Origin of the sequence: uncultured Campylobacter sp., assembly GCF_937890585.1 — a bacterium.
Lineage (GTDB): Bacteria > Campylobacterota > Campylobacteria > Campylobacterales > Campylobacteraceae > Campylobacter_A.
On the sequence record NZ_CALACG010000296.1, the window covers coordinates 1 to 2,318 of the forward strand.

The 2,318-nt window shown below is 43.5% G+C and carries 2 protein-coding genes; both read left to right on the forward strand.

The features are described 5' to 3' along the window. Nucleotides 1-96: 96 nt before the first annotated feature. On the forward strand, nucleotides 97-1,560 hold the full coding sequence (gene thrC / locus Q0296_RS08975; protein WP_298039581.1) for a threonine synthase: 1,464 nt from the start codon (nucleotides 97-99) through the stop codon (nucleotides 1,558-1,560). Next, nucleotides 1,557-2,267, forward strand: a complete 711-nt coding sequence (gene kdsB, locus Q0296_RS08980; protein ID WP_298039582.1) for a 3-deoxy-manno-octulosonate cytidylyltransferase — start codon at nucleotides 1,557-1,559, stop codon at nucleotides 2,265-2,267. The genes thrC and kdsB overlap by 4 nt, the downstream gene beginning before the upstream one ends. The last annotated feature ends 51 nt before the right edge of the window (nucleotides 2,268-2,318 follow it).

Here is a 2,318-nt window from a genome sequence, read left to right on the forward strand (position 1 = left end):
CAGCTACGAAACTCCAGAAATTTTGGCGCTTAAGCCAAAAGAGGTTTTTAAAAAATACGAAAATTGGATAAAAAAATCAACCAAAAAAGGCAAAAAATGAGACTAACACCAACTAGAAGCGTAAAAGATGAAAAGGTAAAAAATGTAAATTTAAGCACAGCCATGCTTGCTCCAAGCTCCGCTCACGGCGGACTTTACGCACCAAAAAAACTACCAAAGATCACAAAGGCAAAGTGGCAAGAACTCTCAAGTCTAAGCTACGAAAAGCTCGCACTTCACATCATCTCGCTATTTAAATTTGACGTGCCAGAGGCATTTTTCAAAAAAGCGCTTAAGAGATACGCAAGCTTTGATGACCCAAAGCACCCAGTCGTTTTTAAAAAAATAGATAAAAATTTATACGTAAATGAGCTCTATCATGGCCCAACAAGGGCATTTAAGGATATGGCGCTTCAGCCTTTTGGCTCGCTACTTAGCCAGCTTGCAAAAGAGCGAGGCGAAAAATACCTTATCATGTGCGCAACTAGCGGCGACACGGGCCCTGCGACACTTCAGACCTTTGCAAATGACGAAAACATAAGGGTTGTCTGCCTCTATCCAGATGGCGGCACGAGCGAGGTGCAAAAGCTTCAGATGCAGACCATGCAGGGTGAAAATTTAAAGGTTTTTGGTATAAAAGGCGACTTTGACGACGCTCAAAGGGCGCTAAAAACGTTGCTTTCAAATGATAAATTTAAGGCTGAGCTTAAGAAAAAGTGCCTTAAACTAAGTGCGGCAAACTCGGTAAATTTTGGAAGAATACTCTTTCAGATCATCTACCACGCCTACGCTTACGCAAATTTGCTAAAACAAAAGGGGCTTAAGGCAAACGAGAGCTTTGACATCATCGTGCCAAGCGGAAATTTCGGCAATGCACTTGGGGCGTATTACGCTAAAAAAATGGGCGCAAAGATCGGCAAGATCAAGATCGCCTCAAACGCAAACAACATCTTGACGCAGTTTTTCACCACTGGCGTTTACGACCTAAGAGATAAAAAGCTGGTTAAGACGATAAGCCCAGCCATGGACATTTTGATCAGCTCAAACGTCGAGCGCTTGCTATTTGATAAATTTGGCAGCGTTAGAACCAACGAGCTCATGCAAAGCCTTGCTAAAAATAAATTTTATAAGCTTAGCAAGCAAGAGCTTGAAGCGCTACAAGAGGACTTTGAGGCTAGCTGGTGCGACGACAAAGAGTGCGAGGCATATATCGCAAAGCTCGCAAAGGACGGCTACGCGATCGATCCGCATACGGCTACTTGCTTTAAAATGGTGAATTCTAGCCGAGTAAGCGTCATCACATCGACCGCGCACTGGGTGAAATTTACGCCAAGCATGATCAAGGCGTGCCAGATCACAAATACAAAAGATGAAAAAGATGCGCTGGCAAAGACCGCTAAAATCTTAAATGACAGCGTGCCAAGCTCGATAAACTCGCTATTTAGTGCGAAAATTTTACACAAAAACATCATAAAAGAGGACGAGATCGAAAAGTGCGTCCTAGAATGGATCGAGCGATGATAATCATCCCAGCCCGCCTTGCCTCAACAAGGTTTAGTAATAAAATTTTAAAAGAGATAAACGACGTGCCGATGTTTGTGGCGACGGCTCTTAGAGTAAGCGGCGTGGATGATGTGGCGGTTGCGGTGGATGAGCCAAGCGTGCTTGATATCGCCAAGGCTCACGGCATAAAAGCGGTGCTAACTAGCAAAGATCATCAAAGTGGCACTGACAGGATAAACGAAGCGGCACAAATTTTGGGTTTAAGTGAGAGCGAGATCATCATAAATGTTCAGGCTGATGAGCCATTTATCGAGCCTGAAAATATCGCTAAATTTAGGGCATTTTGCGAGCAAAATAAAGGGAAAGCCTTTATGTTTTCTTGCTACAAAAAGATGGACGATGAGTTTGCGGATGATAAAAATTTAGTCAAAGTGGTGACTGATTTTGAGGGCTATGCGCTTTATTTTTCAAGGTCAAGGATACCATTTAACAGAAGCGAGTGCAAAAGCTACAAGGCGCACCTTGGCATCTACGGATACAGCGTAAAAAGTCTAAAAGAGTTTTGCGCGCTCATGCCTTCAAGCCTTGAAAATACTGAGAAGCTCGAGCAGCTGCGAGCCCTAGAAAATGGCAAAAAGATAGCGATGCTAGAGGTTGAAAGTCAAAGTATCGGCATCGATAGCGAAGAGGACTACCAAAGAGCGTTAGCTAAATTTGGTAAATGAGCCTAAAATTGCTCTGCTTGGGCATTTTTGCTGCGGCAGAGCAAAAACCGA